Raw genomic sequence first — 16,696 nt, forward strand, 5'->3', positions numbered from 1 at the left:
CCCGCCCTTCCCTGGCTCATCGCCGTCGTACGCGCGCTGCCCACTGCCGTCGTGTGCGCCGCCGTAAACTATCAGGAACCCTGCCTGAAAGAAACGGGGCATCCCGGGCCGCGGCACCCGCCGGCCGGGCACGCCGATCTGGAAGGATCCCCGGCATGGCCGCATCCCCGAGCACCGCCCGAGCCATCAACGACCGGCTCGCCCTGCGCCTGCTCCAGCAGGAGGGCCCGCTGACCGCCGGGCAGTTGAAGGAACTCACCGGACTCTCCCGGCCCACCGTCGCCGACCTCGTCGAACGCCTCACCGCGGCCGGACTGATCGAGGTCGCCGGCGAGGCCCGCGCCCAGCGGCGGGGCCCCAACGCCAAGCTGTACGGCATCGTCGCCGGCCGCGCGCACCTGGCCGCGCTGGACGTGCGCACCGAGGGCGTCGCCCTGGTCGTCTCCGACCTCGTCGGCGGGGTGCTGGCCGAGGCCTCCCTGCCCATCGCCGACGGCACCGGCACCGGTCCCGCCGTCGAGCAGGCCGTCGCCCTGGTCGAACGGACGGCCAAGGAGGCGGGCGCCGACCGGCTGCACACGGTGGGCATCGGCGCGCCCGGCCTGATCGACCCCGCGACCGGCGAACTGCGTGACTCCACGAGCCTGCCGGAGTGGCACCGGCGCCTGGTCGCCGTGCTCCAGGAACGGCTGCCCGAGGCCCGGGTCAGCGCGGAGAACGAGACCAACCTCGCCGCGCTGGCCGAACAGCGCGACGGGGCCGCCCGCGACCGCGACACCTTCGTCCTTCTGTGGCTCGGCCACGGCACCGGCGCCGCCGTGATCCTCGACGGCGTCCTGCGCCGGGGCGCCTCCGGCGGCACCGGGGAGATCGGCTTCCTGCCCGTGCCGGGCACCCCGGGCCTGCCGTCGGCCACCGACTGCGCGGGCGGCTTCCACTCCCTGGCCGGCGCCGCGGCGGTCGCGCGGCTCGCGGGCGAGTACGGCGTCGCACCGGAACCCGGGGCCGAGCCGGAGGCGGCGGGTGCCGTACGGGCGGCCGTCGCCGCACCCCGGCGTGCGGTGCACGCGCGCTTCCTCGACACCCTGGCCGACCGGGTCGCCGTGGGCGTCGCCGCCGTGGTCGCGCTCCTCGACCCCGGGTGCGTGGTCCTGGGCGGCGAGATCGGACAGGCGGGCGGCGAGGCGCTGGCCGCGCGCGTCCACGACCGCCTGACGGTGTTGTCCCCGCTCCCTGTCGACGTGCGGCCGAGCACCTTGGGCGGGGGAGCGGTGCTGCGCGGGGCGCTGCTCACGGCGCGGGACCGGGCTCAGGACGAGCTGTTCGGGGTGCCGGGGCGGTGACGGCGGGTGCGGCGGTGCGTCCGTCGGTGGGGGCGAGGCGCCGGCCGTGCGGGGTCGCTTCCGTTCGGCGGCGCCGTCCCCGCACCGGCGGCGCCTGCGGCGCCGTACGCGACCCCGCTCCGCCGGGCCGGGCCGCCGGGCGCGGTCCGTGTGTGGTGAGGCCCGGCGGCGGGCAAGGGCCGTCGTCACCGCCGCCGGGCCGGTCCTGAAGGGGAGCCGGCGCCGTCCCGGTCCTGAGGGGCGCCGCTCTCGGTGAGGGTGGCTCGGACCCTAAAAGGACTAGACCATTTAGTCAAGAGGTGTGGACAGGTTCCCGGGGTGGCGGCAAGTGAGCGTACAGCCGGGGGAGTTGCGCGTCGCGCGCCCCTTGGTGGCCGCCTCGTCGCCCTCTGTGACTCACGCCACACCACTCACCCGCGTGGCCGAGCCCCGGCCGTGGCAGACTGGGGCAGTACCAGTAGCAGCGCACTCCGGGGTCGGTGAAAGTCCGAACCGGCGGTTACAGTCCGCGACCCGGTCGCCTCCAGCGACCGGTTGACCAGGTGAAATTCCTGGACCGACGGTTAAAGTCCGGATGGGAGGCAGTGCGCGGCGGGCGGGCATCCATGCGCGCCGCCGTACCGGTTCGCCCTTCGGGCGTGCCCTGTCCGGCGTCGCTCCCGGTGTCCTCGCCCGTGATCCTGTCGTCATCGACAGCCCCGGAGTCCGTGCCCGAAGAGGCAGGAGGACCCGGGAAGTGTTCACCGGAATCGTCGAAGAGCTGGGCGAGGTCACCGCCGTCGAGACCCTCGACGACGCCTGTCGCTTCCGGCTGCGCGGCCCCCTCGTCACCCGGGGCGCCCGGCACGGAGACTCCATCGCCGTCAACGGCGTGTGCCTCACCGTCGTCGAGCACGAGGGCGACGAGTTCACCGCCGACGTCATGGCGGAGACCCTCGACCGCTCCAGCCTAGGCGCCCTCACCGTCGGCTCCCGTGTCAACCTCGAGCGGCCCACCGCCGTCGGCGACCGCCTCGGCGGCCACATCGTGCAGGGCCACGTCGACGGCACCGGCGAGATCCTCGAGCGCACCCCCTCCGAGCACTGGGAGATCGTCAGGATCTCCCTCCCCGCGGACCTGAGCCGCTACGTCGTGGAGAAGGGCTCCATCACCGTCGACGGCATCAGCCTCACCGTCGTCGACGCCGGACGCGACCACTTCACCGTCAGCCTCATCCCCACCACCCTCGCCCTGACCACCCTCGGCCTCAAGAAGCCCGGGGACCCGGTCAACCTCGAGGTGGACGTCATCGCCAAGTACGTCGAGCGGATGCTCGGCGGCCGCGTCGCCGGTGAGGAGGCATCCCGGTGAACTGGCTCAACTCCGAGGCCTTCACCCTGTTCGGCCAGCACATCAAGTGGTCGGACATGATCGGCAACGTGATCGGCCTGATCGGCCTCGCCCTCGGCTGGCGCCGCTCCCTGTGGACCTGGCCCGCCCAGTTCCTCTCCGGGCTCATCCTCTTCGCCGCGTTCGCCACCGCCCACCTCTCCGGCAGCGCCGGCAAGCAGGTCGTCGTCATGCTCGTCGCCGCCTGGGGCTTCCGGCAGTGGCACCGCGGCCGGCAGCAGGCCCAGGACGGCTCCGTCGCCGTCCGGTTCGCCACCTGGCGCGAGCGGGGCGTGCTGTTCGCCGGGGCCGCCGTCGGCACCCTCGTCGTCGGGGGCCTCTTCACCGCCTACCCGTCCCTGTCCTGGGACCCCTGGCCGGACGCCTACATCTTCGTCGGCACGGTCGTCGCGATGTACGCCCAGGCCCGCGGCATGGTCGAGTTCTGGTTCGCCTGGCTGCTCGTCGACCTCGTCGGCGTCCCGCTGAACTTCGCCAACGGCTTCGCCTTCTCCGGCTTCGTCTACGTCATCTACGGCGCACTCGTCCTGTGGGGCATGCGCGACTGGTGGCTGCGCACCCGCGAGGCGCGGCCCGCACCGGAAGGAGCGCCGGCATGAGCGCCCACCCGTCACCCGCCACCACCCCGAACGAGGCTCCCCCGGAGCGGAAGGCCTGGGGAGACCCCCGTCGCGACGCCCCCTCGATCCCACCGACCCTGTACGACACCGAGGACCTCGGCCTCCGGCTCGACCCCGTCGAGCAGGCGATCGCCGACATCGCCGCCGGCCGCCCCGTGGTGGTCGTCGACGACGAGAACCGGGAGAACGAGGGCGACCTGATCGTCGCCGCCGAGAAGGCGACCGAGGAGATCGTCGCCTTCATGATGACCGAGTGCCGCGGCATGATCTGCGCCCCCATGACGGGCGAGGAGCTCGACCGGCTGGACATCCCGCAGATGGTGGCGCAGAACACCGAGTCGATGCGGACCGCGTTCACCGTCACCGTCGACGGCTCCGCCGCCCACGGGGTGACCACCGGCATCTCCGCCTCCGACCGGGCCACCACGCTCCGGCTGCTGGCCTGCGGCACCGCCGCACCGGACGACTTCGTCCGCCCCGGCCACATCTTCCCGCTGCGCGCCCGTCCCGGCGGCGTGCTCGAGCGCGACGGCCACACCGAGGCCGCCGTCGACCTGGCCCGCCTCGCGGGACTGCGCCCGGCCGGCGCCATCGTGGAGATCGCCGGCGAGGACGGCCGCATGCTGCGCCTGCCCGAACTGGTGCCGTTCGCCCGCAAGCACGGCCTGTCGATCATCTCCATCGAGGACCTGATCGCCTACCGCCGCGGCAGCGAGCCCACCGTCCGCCGCGAGGCCGCGGTGCGGCTGCCCACCTCCCACGGCACCTTCACCGCGTACGGCTTCCGCTCCACCGTCGACGGCGTCGAGCACGTCGCCCTGGTGCACGGCGACCTCGGCGACGGCGAGGACGTCCTCGTGCGCATGCACTCGGAATGCCTGACCGGGGACGTCTTCGGCTCCCGGCGCTGCGACTGCGGCCCCCAGCTCGACGCCTCCCTGGACCGCATCCAGGCCGAGGGCCGGGGCGTCGTCGTCTACCTGCGCGGCCACGAGGGACGCGGCATCGGCCTGATGTCCAAGCTGCGCGCCTACGAACTGCAGGAGCGCGGCCGCGACACCCTCGACGCCAACCTCGAACTCGGCCTGCCCGCCGACGCCCGCGACTACGCCGCGGGCGCGCGGATCCTCGCCGACCTCGGCGTCCGCAGCGTCCGCCTGATGACCAACAACCCCGACAAGTCCGACGCGCTCGCCCGCCACGGCATCGACGTCCGCCGGCGCGAGCCGATGCCCGTCACCGCGAGCGAGCACAACCTCCGCTACCTGCGCACCAAGCGGGACCGGATGGGCCACGACCTGCCCTGGCTGGACACGCCGACCGTGCCCGCCTGCGGCAACCAGTGAGAGAACCACGAGGAGAGACGTGAGCGGCAAGGGTGCACCGGAGCTGACCGTACGCAATGTGGGTGACCTGCGGGTCGCCGTCGTCGCGGCGCAGTGGCACGAGAAGGTGATGGACGGACTGGTGGACGGCGCCCTGCGCGCCCTGCACGACCTGGGCATCGACGAGCCGACCCTGCTCAGGGTCCCCGGCAGCTGGGAACTGCCCGTCGTCGCCAAGGTGCTGGCCGGCCGGGGCTACGACGCGATCGTCGCCCTCGGCGTCGTCATCCGGGGCGGCACACCCCACTTCGACTACGTGTGCCAGGGCGTCACCCAGGGGCTCACCCAGGTGTCCGTCGACACCGGCGTCCCCGTGGGCTTCGGCGTCCTCACGTGCGACGACGAACAGCAGGCCCTGGACCGCGCCGGACTGCCCGGCTCCCGCGAGGACAAGGGGCACGAGGCGGTCACCGCGGCCGTCGCCACCGCCGCCTGCCTGCGCTCGGTGTCCGAACCCTGGCGGTGAGCAGTCCCCGTCACCGCGTAGGGTAAGGACCACCATGTCCAAGAAGACGTTCGAGGAGCTCTTCACCGAGCTCCAGCACAAGGCCGCCCACGGGGACCCCGCCACCTCCCGCACCGCCGAGCTGGTGGACAAGGGCGTCCATGCCATCGGCAAGAAGGTCGTCGAGGAGGCCGCCGAGGTCTGGATGGCCGCCGAGTACGAGGGCAAGGAGGCGGCCGCCGAGGAGATCTCGCAGCTGCTGTACCACGTCCAGGTGATGATGGTCGCCCGCGGCATCTCCCTCGACGACGTCTACGCCCACCTGTAAGAAGCCCCGCCCCACCCCTCCCGTTCCAAGCGAAGGAAGCCGACCTCATGCTGCGCATCGCCGTCCCCAACAAGGGTTCCCTGTCAGGACCTGCGGCGGAGATGCTGCATGAGGCCGGCTACCAGCAGCGCAGGGAGTCCAAGGAACTGCGGATCGTCGACCCGGTCAACGAGGTCGAGTTCTTCTACCTCCGCCCCCGCGACATCGCGATCTACGTCGCCTCCGGCCAGCTGGACATCGGCATCACCGGCCGTGACCTGCTGATCGACTCCGGAGCCGACGCCGAGGAGATCCTCCCGCTCGGTTTCGCCCGCTCCACCTTCCGCTACGCCGCCAAGCCCGGCACCATCACCGGGACCGGCGACCTCGCCGGCAAGACCATCGCCACCTCCTACGAGGGCATCGTCGCCGCGCACCTCGCCGAGCACGGCATCGACGCCTCCGTCGTCCACCTCGACGGCGCCGTGGAGACCGCCATCCAGCTCGGCGTCGCCCAGGTCATCGCGGACGTCGTGGAGACCGGCACCTCGATGCGCAACGCCGGCCTCGAGGTCGTCGGCGACCCGATCATGACCTCCGAGGCCGTGGTCATCCTCCCCCGGGCTCGAACCCACTCGCCCGGGGGGACCCCCACCACCGGCGCGGACGGGGAGGAGCCCAAGGTGCAGCAGTTCCTGCGCCGCCTCCAGGGCGTCCTGGTCGCCCGCACGTACGTGATGATGGACTACGACTGCCGGGTCGAGCAGCTGGAGAAGGCCGTCGCGCTGACCCCCGGCCTGGAGTCCCCGACCGTCTCGCCGCTGCACAACGAGGGCTGGGTCGCCGTCCGGGCGATGGTGCCCTCCAAGGACGCGCAGCGGATCATGGACGACCTGTACGACATCGGGGCCCGCGCCATCCTCACCACAGCGATCCACGCCTGCCGTCTGTGACCGGGCAGGGAGGAACCGTCATGTCCGGCACCGAGCTTCCTGAGCTGCCCGTCACCTTCCGGCCCGGCCGCACCCGTGCCGTGCTGCTCTCCGCGGGCGTCGCGCTGTTCGTCGTCGTCAGCCTGATCGGACTGCTCCTGAGCGGGCTCGGCCCGGGGGAGCGGGTCAGCTTCGTGTTCACCGCCGCGCTGCTGGCCGGCGTGCTGTTCCTGCTGGCCCGGCCGAAGATCGTCGCCGACGAGGCGGGCGTCACGGTCGTCAACATCGTGCACCGGCGCCGCCTCGAGTGGGCGGAGATCCTTCAGGTGAACCTCCGCTCGGGTGACGCCTGGGTGTTCCTTGACCTCAGCGACGGCACCACCCTGCCCGCGCTCGGCATCCAGCCGGGTATCGCCAGGCAGCGCGCCGTCGCCGACGCCCGCGTCCTGCGGGCCCTCGCCGAGGCGCACTCCGCGCCCGCGGCCGGGACGCCCCGCGACTGACCCCGGCCGGCCCGCCGCTGCGTCCGGACCTGCCGCGGCGGCCCCCTGTCTTGATTAATCTGTGGGGCGGAGGCGCGCCGACAGCGCCTCCGCCCCTGCCGCCCGCGCGGTGCGCCGAGGGGCCCCAGCTATCCGAGGAGTGACCCTCTCCGGCGATGGACGGATCCTCCTGCAGTACCTGCGCCGCCCCCTGCCGGCACAGCGCCCGTCTCCCGGTGGGCGCGCACGCGGAGGCGGCGTCATGAGCACCCCTCTGCTGCTCCTCGCAGCCGCCTTCCTGCTGATCCTGGCCAACGGCTTCTTCGTGGCCGCCGAGTTCGGCCTGGTCACCGTCGAGCGGGCGGACGCCGAGGAGGCCGCCGCGGGCGGCGACCGGCGCGCCCGCCGGGTCGTCGCGTCCCTGCGCGAACTGTCCTTCCAGCTCTCCGGCACCCAGCTCGGCATCACCCTCACCTCCCTGGTGGTCGGCATGCTCGCCGAACCGGCCCTCGCCGCGCTGCTGGACGCCCCGCTCACCGGCGCCGGGACACCGGCGGGCGCGGTCCCCGGCGTGTCCGTGGTGATCGGCATGCTGCTCGCGTCCGCCGTGCAGATGGTGATCGGCGAACTCGTGCCGAAGAACTGGGCGGTGTCCCGGCCGATGCAGGTCGCGCGCTTCGTCGCCGGTCCGCAGCACGCGTTCGCCCGCCTGTTCCGCCCGGTCATCGCCGGGCTGAACGCCGTGGCCAACCGGCTGGTGCGGGCCATGGGCGTCGAGCCCGCCGAGGAGCTCGCCTCCGCCCGCACCCCCGGCGAACTGGTCTCCCTGGCCCGGCACTCGGCCCGCGCGGGCACCCTGGAGCAGGACACGGCGGACCTCTTCGTCCGCACCCTGTCGCTGGGCGAGCTGACCGCCCAGCACGTCATGACCCCGCGCGTGCGGGTCAGCGCCCTCCAGGCGTCCGCGACCGCCGAGGACGTGGTCAACCTGACCCGCGCCACCGGCCTGTCCCGCTTCCCCGTCTACCGGGAACGGATCGACGAGATCGCCGGCATGGTCCACCTCAAGGACGCCCTCGCGGTCCCCGCGCACGAACGGCTGCGCACCCCGGCCGGCCGCATCGCCCGCCCGGCGCTGCTGGTTCCCGAGACCCTGCCGGTGCGCCCGCTGCTCACCCGGCTGCGCAGCGAGCAGCCCATCGCGGTCGTCGTCGACGAGTACGGCGGCACCGCCGGCGTGGTCACCCTGGAGGACATCATCGAGGAGATCGTCGGCGAGGTACGCGACGAGCACGACGGACAGGACGTGCCGGAACTCGCCCCCGCCCCGCCGGAGGACGGCGACCCGGCCTGGGACGTCGACGGCGGCGCCCGGATCGACACCCTGCGCCGGGCCGGGCTGGAGGTCCCCGAGGGCCCCTACGAGACGGTGGCCGGCCTGGTCGCCGACGCGCTCGGCCGGATCCCGGCCGTGGGGGACCGCGCGGAACTGCCCGGCTGGCGGCTGTCCGTGCGCCGCGTCGATCACTACCGCGCGGAACGGGTCCGCCTGGTCCGTACGGCCCGGCTGCCCCTGGCGGAGGCCGCCGGATGAGCCTCCTGCACCTGCTGTCGGCCGCACTGCTCGTGCTCGCCAACGGCTTCTTCGTCGGCGCCGAGTTCGCCCTGGTGTCGGTCCGCCGCAGCCAGATCGAACCGCTGGGCACCGCCCGCGCCCGCCAAGTGCTGCACGGCCTGGAGCATCTGCCGCAGATGATGGCGGCCGCCCAGTTCGGCATCACCGTCTGCTCGCTCACCCTGGGCGCGGTCGCCGAACCGACCGTCGCCCGGCTGCTGGAGCCGGTGTTCGCGTGGATGCGCCTGCCGCACGAGGTGATCCACCCGCTCGGCTACGTCATCGCGCTCGCCGCCGTGGTCTTCTTCCACCTCGTCATCGGCGAGATGGTCCCGAAGAACCTGGCGATGGCCGCTCCCGAGAAGGCGGCCCTGTGGCTCAGCCCCGGCCTGGTGGGGTTCGCCCGCCTGTGCAGACCGGTCACCGTCGCCCTCGGCGCCTGCGCCCGGGCCGTCCTGCGGCTGTTCCGCGTGGAGCCCAAGGACGAGGTGGAGGCCGTCTTCACCAGCGAGCAGCTCAACCGGCTGGTGGAGGACGCCGGCCAGGCCGGTCTGCTCGACCCGGAGGAGGCGGAGCGCCTGGAGGACGCCCTGGAGCTGGGCTCCCGCCCGGTCACGGACGTCCTGCTGCGCCGTGAGTCCCTGGTGACGGTCACCCCGGCGGTCACCGCGGGGCAGATCGTGGAGCTGACCGCCCGCACCGGGTACTCACGCTTCCCGGTGGCGGCCGAGGGCGGCGCCTTCATGGGCTACCTGCACGTCAAGGACGTCCTGGACCTGGAGGACGCCGACCGGGCCGTCCCACAGCACCTGTGGCGCCCGATGACCACCCTGCGTCCCGAACTCCCGCTGGACGACGCCCTGACGGTGATGCGCCGGGCGGCCACCCACCTGGCCCAGGTGGCCGACGCGTCCGGCAAGGCGCTGGGCCTGGTCGCCCTGGAGGACGTCCTGGAGATGCTCGTGGGCGAGGTGCGGGACCCCGCCCACCGCGAGGTCACGCTCACCCCGCAGCGGGCGAGCGGAGCACCGGAGGAGGCGATGGCCACCTGACGGCGGCCCCTCGTCGTCACGCCCGTCGGGGTCTCACGGCTCCGACGGGTCCGAGGGGCCCCGCCCCGACAGCACCTCCCCGTACGCCTGCATCAGGTCCGGCAGCCGCAGGGTCGCCAGGTCCTCCCGGGACAGCGGCCCCGGGTACGCCGACAGCCGCAGGTCCCGGTAGGCGCAGCTCTTCTCGTACAGGGTGCGCAGGAACCGGCCGTTGCCCAGCTCGTCGATCCAGCCCTGGTCCACCACGTGCCCGGCGATGGAGCGCAGCTCGTCCAGGGCCTCCTCGTCCCACACGTCGCCGTTCTCCGCGGCCAGCACCTCGCCGATCCTCGTCAGCTCCAGCGGCCGGTAGGAGGGAAAATCCACGCGGGTGGTGAACCGGGACGACAGTCCCGGGTTCGCGGCCAGCAGCCGGTCCATGCCCTCCGGGTAGCCGGCGAGGATCACCACCAGGTGGTCGCGGTTGTCCTCGGCCCGCTTCAGCAGCACCTGCAGCGCCTCGTCGCCGTACGCGTCGCCCTTGCCGTACCCGGAGTTCGACAGGGAGTACGCCTCGTCGACGAAGAGCACCCCGCCGAGCGCGGAGTCGATCAGTTCGTTGGCCTTCACCGCGGTCTGCCCCAGGTACTCACCGACCAGGTCCGCCCGCTGGGCCTCCACCAGGTGGTCGCCGCCGAGCAGCCCGAGGGCGTAGAAGACCCGGCCCAGGATGCGGGCGACGGTGGTCTTGCCCGTGCCGGAGGGGCCGGAGAAGACGAAGTGCCGTTTGGGCGGCTGCACCGGGAGGCCCTGGCCGGTCCGCAGCCGCGCCATGTTCAACTGCGCCGACAGCGCCTTGACCTGACGCTTCACCGGCTCGAGGCCGACCATGCGCTCCAGCTCCGCGAGCGCCTCCTCCAGCAGCGCCGGGTCGGTGGGGCCCGGGGGCAGCGCCGGGCCGGAGCCGCCGAAGCGCTCGCGCGCCCCCGGCCCGGCCGGCGGGGGCATCGGGGAGGGCGTGGGGCCGGGAGCGGACAGCCGCAGGTCACGGCCCTCCGCCCCGAAGAGCGGGTCCAGGGTGTCGGGGCCGTCGACGGTGTCCTGCCCGACGCCGCTCAGGGTGATCGCGGCGAGGTCGGCGGAGTCGTCGTAGCCGTCGCCCTCGGCGATCGCGGCGAGCCGGGCGGAGGTGTCCATGAAGGCCGGATCGACCCGGTGCACGGCCCGGTACAGGGGGAGGGCGGCGGCGCTGCGGCCGGTGCCCTCGTGCGCGCGGGCCAGCCAGTAGCGCAGCTCCTTGCGCTGCGGCTGTTCGCTGCGGCACCGCATCAGCGCCGCCGACAGCAGCGGCTCGGCCTGCCCGTACATCTCCAGCCGCACCCGGGCCATGCCGCCGAACAGGCCCGCCTCGATGCCCAGCAGCGGGTCGTCGACGAGCGGGTCGGTGTGCCGGACCAGTTGCTCCCAGTCCTTGACCAGATAGGCGCGGCAGGCGTGCAGGAAGCGCACCTGCGGGTCGGTGTCCACCGGGGGCAGCCCGGCGAGCGCGCGGTCCAGCTCGGGGACGTGCCGGCCGTCCAGCCAGTGCGAGGCGTGGGCGAGCAGCAGGTCGTGCGGGGTCTCCAGGACCGGCTGCACCCACCAGCCGAGCCAGTACCAGGAGTTGAGGGTGCGGCGGTGCCGGGCGCGCTGTTCGCCGAAGCGGTCGCGGTGGCGGAACATGCGCAGCAGCGCGGTCGTCGTGTCGACGCGCAGCGCGTGCAGTCCGAGCCAGCCGTCGGCCATCCCCGGATCGATCCGCACGGCGGTCCGGAACTCCTCCTCCGCCTGCGGATAGGCGCCCATCGTGTAGGCGTCCACACCTCGCAGCCAGGCGAGGTCGGCCGGGGCCTGCGGGCCCTGCGTGCCGAAGTCCATCGCGTCCCCCACAGACCGTGCCCCCGTCGGTGTGCCGGCCGGCCCTCGGCCACCGGCGCCCTGTGGCCGAACCGCCGTGCCGCGGACCGGAGTTGCCAGGTGCGTGAAGCGTCGTCGCCGGTCGCACCGAGGGGCATCGTACCTGCGGGGGCGCCGCGTCCGCAGGGTGCGGAGCAGGGGAGACGGAGAGGGAAAGGGGGCGCGTGGGAGGCGCGCGGAAGATGATCCTCACCCAGGGTGATCGTCATATGCCACTGTGCGCCCGGAAAGCGTGAAAAGGGCAGAACGAAGCCCCCGATCACGGGGGAACAACCGGGGGCTTCGCGTCTTCCGGCGGCTCCCGAAGGGCCGCACATTGAGAACGTAAGACCTGTACGGGCCCTCGGTCAAGCCGAGTTGGGGGACCGCGGCAACTTGTCCGGGACCGTTCTTCACGGGATCACCACATCGCCTACGGCCCGTCACTGAGCGTGATCGAACAAGGTGCCTCCCCCGTCCCGGCGGGCCCGGGAACCAGCTCGTACCCCTGCCGCCACTGCCGTACCAGCAGGTGTGCGAAGGGGCGCGAGGGGTCGTCGGTGAAGTGCGCGCGCTCCGCCCGCTCCCAGCCGTCCCAGAACGCCCGCTGCTCCTCGCCGTCCCGTGCCCGCCCCCGCGCCCAGGACTCCTCACGCGGCACGTCCATCCACAGCAGCAGCGCCAGATACGGACGCAGCGCCTCGCGTCCGGCGCCGACGCCCTCCACGACCACCACCGGCGCGGCGGGCAGCGGGCGCGGCGGTCCGGGGCGCCGGGCGCGCCAGTCGTAGGGGGCGTAGTGCGCGGTCGCGCCCCGGGAGAGCGGGCCGATCACCTCGTCGCGCAGCCGTGCGGTCCAGTCGAACAGCTCGTCGTGGCGGGCGATGTCGTCGAGGTGCAGCACCGGGGCGCCGCCGAGCGCGGCGGCCAGCAGCCCGGCGAAGGTCGACTTCCCGGACCCGGCGTGCCCGTCGACGGCGACGAGCCGCACCGGGCCGCACGAGGGAGGGAGCCGGCGGATGCGGGAGGCGAGCGTGTGAATGACTGGTTCCCGGGGCTGTGGGGGAGTGCGGACGGGAGCACTCTAGGCCCCGGACGGTACGGCGGTCCGTGCGGCCGGGACCCCGGCCGTCACGGGCGGGAGGCGCGCATCCGCGGTGGATCCGCCACTGGTCGAGTCCCCTGTCGGTGGGCGCCGCGCGGCCCGGATGCTGGCAGGATCCGCCCGGCTGCGTTCATAGTGGGGCCCACACCCGCTCCATCCGCCGGACGCACACCCCCCGGCGGCTGTGCACCGGTCCTGTCCCGACTCCGACACCTGGGGGTCCCCCACCCATGAGCAGAGCCGAACTGCCGTCCCGCAGAACCCTGCTGACCGCGGCGGTCGTCGCCACCGTCGCCGGCAGCGCGGCGACGGCGTCCGCGTCCGTCCCGACCGCCGGCGCCACCCGGCCCGCGGCGCCCGGGCGGGCCGCCGCCCGCACCGTCGACAACCGCGCCTGGACCACGTACACCGACTGGCGCTCCGGCACCGCCGCCGGCGCCCGCGCCGTGGCCGGCGTCCGCCCCGGCCTGGTGGTCGCCGAGGCGGCCGGCACGACGGACTACACCGACCCGCACACCGGCCGCACGGCCGCCTGGGAGTACGCCACCTGGACCTCGCCCGTCCACCGCCTCGCGGTCCCGTCCACCGAGGCGATCGCCTCCTGGAACGCGCACACCCCCGAGGGCACGTGGATCCAGGTCGAGCTGAAGGGCACGTACTCCGACGGTACGGACACCCCCTGGTACGTGATGGGCCGCTGGGCGGCCGGCGACGGCGACATCCGGCGCACCTCGGTGGACGACCAGGGCGACGGGAGGAGCAGCGTCTGGACGGACACGCTCGCCGTCGACGACGCGTCCTCAGGGCTGCGCCTGACCTCCTGCCGGCTGCGCCTGACCCTGTACCGCCGTCCGGGCACCCGCCTCACCCCGACCGTGTGGCGCCTCGGCGTGATGGGCTCCGACGTCCCCGACCGGTTCACCGTCCCCGCCTCGACGCCCGGCCTCGCCAGGGAGCTGATCGTCCCGCGCTACTCGCAGGAGATCCACAAGGGCCAGTACCCGGAGTACGACAACGGCGGCGAGGCCTGGTGCAGCCCCACCTCCTCGCAGATGATCATCGAGTACTGGGGCGGCCGGCTCTCCGAGGAGCAGCTCTCCTGGGTCGATCCCTCCTACGCCGACCCGCAGATCTGCCACGCGGCCCGTCACACCTACGACTACCAGTACGCCGGGTGCGGCAACTGGCCGTTCAACGCGGCCTACGCGGCCACCTTCCCCGGCCTCCAGGGCGTGGTCACCCGCCTGCGGTCGCTCACCGACCTGGAGACGCTGATCGCGGCGGGCATCCCGGCCATCACCTCCCAGTCGTTCCTGAAGGAGGAGCTGACGGGGGCGGGCTACGGCACCGCCGGGCACCTGATGACCGTGATCGGCTTCACCGCCGACGGCGACGTGATCGCCAACGACCCCGCCTCGGACGACAACGAGGCCGTGCGCCGGGTCTACCAGCGGCGCGAGTGGGAGAACATCTGGCTCAGGACCAAGCGGTACAACGCCTCCGGGAAGGTCGCCTCCGGCACCGGCGGCGTCTGCTACCTGTACTTCCCGGCCCGCCCGACCCCGCGCCAGCGCAAGGCGCTCGCGGCGGTGGGCGTGCGCTGAGCCGGCGCGCGCGGCGGTCCCCGGCCGTCACCGGGGCCCGCCGCGTGTGACCAACCTCTCGGCGGCGCCGGCCGGTTCCGGTGGCAAGGTGGAGGACGTCGCTTGGGGGGATCCACGCACCACGGAGACCAGGTAGAAGTCATGAGCGCCAACGCAGCCACCGTCACCCGCGTCCGTACCGGCGGACCCCGCGAGGACGGTCCGAAGATCGCCGAGCATGTGCTGGGCTGGACCCTCGTCGTGGTCCTCGCGATGCTCGTGACACAGCTGGGACTGCTGTAGTCCCGCGGTGCGGGCCGCCCTGCCACATCCCTGCGGGACCGTCTCGCCCCCCCCGCAGGAGACCTGGGCCGGCGGTGAACCTCAGCCGGCGGTCCGCGGTGCCTCCCCCGGTTCGCGGTCCCCGGCGAGCGTCGGCCCGTCGCGTCGGACTTCATCGCCGTCGGACGCCGCCTGTTCGCCGACCGGCCCTACGACGCGCCGTCGATGGACGACATCGCACGCCGGGCGCGGGTCGCCAAGGGGCCTGATCCCCTGCTGCTTCCACTCCGAGCGGGGCTGCTGCCCGGCGATCACCGAGGACTCGGCGGCCGGGCCGGTCGCGCCGGCGGCGAGCGGTGACGAACTGCCGCCCGTGGAGCGGGTGCGGCGCACCGGCGACAGTTGTCTGCGGTACGCGGAGCACCACCGGGCCGCCCGCCGCGCGATCGGGGGCGGGGGGATGGCACCCGGTGTCTCCTCGTGGAGGAGGGGAGAACCGCGTTGTTTGACATGAGCGCGTCAATTCGATCGGACGGAAACCCCAGGAGGACTAGACCAGTTGGCCAATGGTGCGGGCCGATGCGATCAGCGGGGGGACGCCGTACAGTGTCGTGGAAGTAAGCGGTCGTTAACTGGTGACGCGCTGCCGCCGATCGGGCATACTCACAGCGCACAGCCGCTGGTCAGCAGCTTCCGAGACCCGGGAGTGCGCCCACCGGCCAGGCACTGACACGACCCCGGCGCGGACGCCTCCACCCCAGGCGCACGCCGATGTGCCCGAACAGGGAGGAGAGCGACGCCATGCCCGACCGCGCCCCGCAGCCGGTGGACCGGCTACTGCCCACGGACGAGGCCCGGGATCTGATCTCGCTCGTCCGCGACATCGCGCAGCGCGAGATCGCCCCCAGGGCGGCCGAGGAGGAGGAAGCGGGCCGCTTCCCGCGTGAGCTGTTCACCCTGCTGTCCGAGTCCGGCCTGCTCGGCCTGCCCTACGACTCCGAGTACGGCGGCGGCGACCAGCCGTACGAGGTCTACCTCCAGGTCCTCGAGGAGCTCGCCCGGGCCCGTCTCACCGTCGCCCTCGGCGTCAGCGTGCACACGCTCGCCACCTATCCGCTCGCCGCCCACGGCACCAAGGAGCAGCGCGCCGAGCACCTGCCCGCGATGCTCGGCGGCGGCCTGCTCGGCGGCTACTGCCTCTCCGAACCCTCCTCCGGCTCAGACGCCGCGTCCCTGCGCACCCGCGCGGTCCGCGACGGGGACGACTGGGTCATCGACGGCACCAAGGCGTGGATCACCCACGGCGGCGTCGCCGACTTCTACACGGTCATGGCACGCACCGGCGGTGAGGGGGCGCGCGGCATCAGCGCGTTCCTGGTGCCCGGGGACGCCGAGGGCCTCAGCGCCGCCGCGCCGGAGAAGAAGATGGGCATGAAGGGCTCGCCCACCGCCCAGGTCCACTTCGACGGCGTCCGGGTCCCTGACGCGCGCCGCATCGGCGACGAGGGGCAGGGTTTCGCCATCGCCCTGTCCGCGTTGGACGGCGGCCGGCTGGGCATCGCCGCGTGCGCCATCGGCGTGGCCCAGGCGGCGCTCGACGAGGCCGTCGGCCACGCCACCGAACGGCGCCAGTTCGGCAGGCCGATCGCCGACTTCCAGGGGCTGCGCTTCATGCTCGCCGACATGGCCACCCAGATCGAGGCGGGACGCGCGCTGTACCTGGCGGCGGCCCGGCTCCGCGACGCGGGCCGGCCGTTCGGCCGGCAGGCCGCGATGGCCAAGCTGCACTGCACCGACGCCGCGATGCGGGTCACCACCGACACCGTGCAGGTCCTCGGCGGCTACGGTTACACCGCCGACTTCCCCGCCGAGCGCTACATGCGCGAGGCGAAGGTCCTGCAGATCGTCGAGGGCACCAACCAGATCCAGCGCATGGTCATCGCCCGCCACCTCGCGGGGCCGGAGACGCGCTGAACCGGCCGGGCCCACACCAGGACCCGGCGAGCCGGTCCCGCTCCGCGCCGCCCCGCTCCGTCCCCGTCCGCGTCAGGCCGCGGGGGAGGGGTGGGTCCGGGAGCCGCGGCGGCGGGGCGGTCACGGCCGTCTCGACGGACGGCGGCGCGAACCCCGTGGCGCCGACGCCCGGTCGTCGCCCGCGCGGGGGTCGTCGTGCCCGGCCGACGCACGACCGGACCGGTCACGAGGGTCCGAGGAGGGCGTGCGCCCGCCCGTGCCCCGTGC

The 16,696-nt window shown here is 73.7% G+C and carries 16 protein-coding genes and 1 riboswitch; of the genes, 14 read left to right on the top strand and 2 right to left on the bottom strand.

All coding sequences use genetic code 11. The annotated features are described in order from the left end of the window. Positions 1 to 155 precede the first annotated feature (155 nt). The 10 genes from ACIQ8B_RS11610 (at position 156) to ACIQ8B_RS11655 (ending at position 9,571) form a co-directional block, all read left to right on the top strand. Positions 156 to 1,343, top strand: coding sequence for an ROK family transcriptional regulator (locus ACIQ8B_RS11610; RefSeq protein WP_403546542.1), 1,188 nt, complete (start codon positions 156 to 158; stop codon positions 1,341 to 1,343). A 461-nt stretch (positions 1,344 to 1,804) separates the two neighbouring features. Then, a riboswitch (FMN riboswitch) is annotated at positions 1,805 to 1,935 on the top strand. A 144-nt stretch (positions 1,936 to 2,079) separates the two neighbouring features. Next, positions 2,080 to 2,694 (top strand): riboflavin synthase, encoded by a 615-nt coding sequence (locus ACIQ8B_RS11615; RefSeq protein ID WP_403546543.1) that lies wholly within the window; start codon positions 2,080 to 2,082, stop codon positions 2,692 to 2,694. Next, entirely contained in the window at positions 2,691 to 3,332 is a 642-nt protein-coding gene (locus tag ACIQ8B_RS11620; protein WP_403546544.1) for a nicotinamide riboside transporter PnuC, read from the top strand. Before ACIQ8B_RS11615 ends, ACIQ8B_RS11620 begins: the two co-directional genes overlap by 4 nt. Continuing rightward, entirely contained in the window at positions 3,329 to 4,699 is a 1,371-nt protein-coding gene (locus tag ACIQ8B_RS11625) for a bifunctional 3,4-dihydroxy-2-butanone-4-phosphate synthase/GTP cyclohydrolase II (RefSeq protein WP_403546545.1), read from the top strand. The genes ACIQ8B_RS11620 and ACIQ8B_RS11625 overlap by 4 nt, the downstream gene beginning before the upstream one ends. A gap of 19 nt (positions 4,700 to 4,718) precedes the next feature. Beyond that, the gene (gene ribH, locus ACIQ8B_RS11630) at positions 4,719 to 5,204 is read left to right on the top strand and encodes a 6,7-dimethyl-8-ribityllumazine synthase (protein WP_106415166.1); all 486 of its coding nucleotides are present in this window, start codon (positions 4,719 to 4,721) and stop codon (positions 5,202 to 5,204) included. 34 nt (positions 5,205 to 5,238) lie between these two features. Further along, positions 5,239 to 5,511, top strand: a complete 273-nt coding sequence (locus tag ACIQ8B_RS11635; protein ID WP_004990764.1) for a phosphoribosyl-ATP diphosphatase — start codon at positions 5,239 to 5,241, stop codon at positions 5,509 to 5,511. 47 nt (positions 5,512 to 5,558) lie between these two features. After that, positions 5,559 to 6,443 carry an ATP phosphoribosyltransferase gene (gene hisG, locus ACIQ8B_RS11640; RefSeq protein ID WP_290004310.1) on the top strand — a complete coding sequence of 295 codons (885 nt, stop codon included), beginning with the start codon at positions 5,559 to 5,561 and terminating at the stop codon, positions 6,441 to 6,443. 20 nt (positions 6,444 to 6,463) lie between these two features. Next, positions 6,464 to 6,925, top strand: a complete 462-nt coding sequence (locus ACIQ8B_RS11645; protein ID WP_290004308.1) for a PH domain-containing protein — start codon at positions 6,464 to 6,466, stop codon at positions 6,923 to 6,925. A gap of 241 nt (positions 6,926 to 7,166) precedes the next feature. After that, complete coding sequence (locus ACIQ8B_RS11650) at positions 7,167 to 8,498, top strand: hemolysin family protein (protein WP_403546546.1); 1,332 nt, start codon at positions 7,167 to 7,169, stop codon at positions 8,496 to 8,498. Beyond that, complete coding sequence (locus tag ACIQ8B_RS11655; protein WP_403546547.1) at positions 8,495 to 9,571, top strand: hemolysin family protein; 1,077 nt, start codon at positions 8,495 to 8,497, stop codon at positions 9,569 to 9,571. The genes ACIQ8B_RS11650 and ACIQ8B_RS11655 overlap by 4 nt, the downstream gene beginning before the upstream one ends. 33 nt (positions 9,572 to 9,604) lie before the next feature. On the opposite strand, the gene ACIQ8B_RS11660 is transcribed toward ACIQ8B_RS11655, so the two are convergent. Continuing rightward, entirely contained in the window at positions 9,605 to 11,467 is a 1,863-nt protein-coding gene (locus tag ACIQ8B_RS11660; protein ID WP_403546548.1) for an AAA family ATPase, read from the bottom strand. A gap of 451 nt (positions 11,468 to 11,918) precedes the next feature. Beyond that, entirely contained in the window at positions 11,919 to 12,476 is a 558-nt protein-coding gene (locus ACIQ8B_RS11665; RefSeq protein ID WP_403546549.1) for a hypothetical protein, read from the bottom strand. 344 nt (positions 12,477 to 12,820) lie between these two features. Between ACIQ8B_RS11665 and ACIQ8B_RS11670 the strand changes: the two genes are divergently transcribed. From ACIQ8B_RS11670 to ACIQ8B_RS11685, 4 genes are all read left to right on the top strand, one after another. Next, positions 12,821 to 14,194 (top strand): peptidase C39 family protein, encoded by a 1,374-nt coding sequence (locus tag ACIQ8B_RS11670; RefSeq protein ID WP_403546550.1) that lies wholly within the window; start codon positions 12,821 to 12,823, stop codon positions 14,192 to 14,194. 141 nt (positions 14,195 to 14,335) lie between these two features. Beyond that, positions 14,336 to 14,476 carry an SCO1431 family membrane protein gene (locus ACIQ8B_RS11675; RefSeq protein WP_106415174.1) on the top strand — a complete coding sequence of 47 codons (141 nt, stop codon included), beginning with the start codon at positions 14,336 to 14,338 and terminating at the stop codon, positions 14,474 to 14,476. Between the two features lie 171 nt (positions 14,477 to 14,647). Further along, a complete protein-coding gene (locus ACIQ8B_RS11680) occupies positions 14,648 to 14,815 on the top strand; it encodes a hypothetical protein (RefSeq protein WP_403546578.1) in 168 nt (55 codons plus the stop codon). Between the two features lie 441 nt (positions 14,816 to 15,256). Next, a complete protein-coding gene (locus ACIQ8B_RS11685) occupies positions 15,257 to 16,429 on the top strand; it encodes an acyl-CoA dehydrogenase family protein (RefSeq protein WP_403546551.1) in 1,173 nt (390 codons plus the stop codon). Positions 16,430 to 16,696 lie beyond the last annotated feature (267 nt).

The sequence above is a fragment of the Streptomyces sp. NPDC096105 genome, from assembly GCF_044763335.1.
Taxonomy (GTDB): domain Bacteria; phylum Actinomycetota; class Actinomycetes; order Streptomycetales; family Streptomycetaceae; genus Streptomyces.

Coding starts and splice junctions, on each gene's coding strand:
- ACIQ8B_RS11610 (WP_403546542.1), top strand. CDS start 156: ATGGCCGCATCCCCGAGCACCGCCCGAGCCATCAACGACCGGCTCGCC.
- ACIQ8B_RS11625 (WP_403546545.1), top strand. CDS start 3,329: ATGAGCGCCCACCCGTCACCCGCCACCACCCCGAACGAGGCTCCCCCG.
- ACIQ8B_RS11635 (WP_004990764.1), top strand. CDS start 5,239: ATGTCCAAGAAGACGTTCGAGGAGCTCTTCACCGAGCTCCAGCACAAG.
- hisG (WP_290004310.1), top strand. CDS start 5,559: ATGCTGCGCATCGCCGTCCCCAACAAGGGTTCCCTGTCAGGACCTGCG.
- ACIQ8B_RS11645 (WP_290004308.1), top strand. CDS start 6,464: ATGTCCGGCACCGAGCTTCCTGAGCTGCCCGTCACCTTCCGGCCCGGC.
- ACIQ8B_RS11650 (WP_403546546.1), top strand. CDS start 7,167: ATGAGCACCCCTCTGCTGCTCCTCGCAGCCGCCTTCCTGCTGATCCTG.
- ACIQ8B_RS11655 (WP_403546547.1), top strand. CDS start 8,495: ATGAGCCTCCTGCACCTGCTGTCGGCCGCACTGCTCGTGCTCGCCAAC.
- ACIQ8B_RS11660 (WP_403546548.1), bottom strand. CDS start 11,467: ATGGACTTCGGCACGCAGGGCCCGCAGGCCCCGGCCGACCTCGCCTGG.
- ACIQ8B_RS11670 (WP_403546550.1), top strand. CDS start 12,821: ATGAGCAGAGCCGAACTGCCGTCCCGCAGAACCCTGCTGACCGCGGCG.
- ACIQ8B_RS11675 (WP_106415174.1), top strand. CDS start 14,336: ATGAGCGCCAACGCAGCCACCGTCACCCGCGTCCGTACCGGCGGACCC.
- ACIQ8B_RS11685 (WP_403546551.1), top strand. CDS start 15,257: ATGCCCGACCGCGCCCCGCAGCCGGTGGACCGGCTACTGCCCACGGAC.